Origin of the sequence: Cupriavidus sp. SIMBA_020, from assembly GCF_046535395.1 — a bacterium.
GTDB classification, from domain to species: Bacteria; Pseudomonadota; Gammaproteobacteria; order Burkholderiales; family Burkholderiaceae; genus Cupriavidus; species Cupriavidus campinensis.
This window is the reverse complement of record NZ_JAWRWU010001842.1, coordinates 1-229: the sequence shown is the minus strand read 5'-3', so window position 1 is coordinate 229 and position 229 is coordinate 1. Positions and strand designations below refer to the sequence as shown.

Sequence of the window (229 nt, the reverse complement as noted above, 5' to 3'; positions counted from 1 at the left end):
CATACGACGCGCATCGTGCGCGTGCGCGACGAACCATGAAACCGTACCAGTCCAACATCGAAAAGAGGTGCGTTTGAGCACGCTGATCGTCCTGATGCCGCCGCGCGATCCGGCGGTTCACTCGCAGGAATGGCAGTTGCCGGAACTGCCGTTCCTGCTGCTCGACAAGGCGGGCAACACGCAGCGCGCGGGCCGCTCGGCGCTCGGCCTGTTGCCGAAAGCGACGGCC

The 229-nt window shown here is 65.5% G+C and carries 1 pseudogene; it reads left to right on the top strand.

Annotated features, from left to right (window positions below):
* Positions 1-73: 73 nt before the first annotated feature.
* A pseudogene (locus tag SB751_RS35970) lies at positions 74-229 on the top strand (type II secretion system protein GspL); the annotation flags it as partial.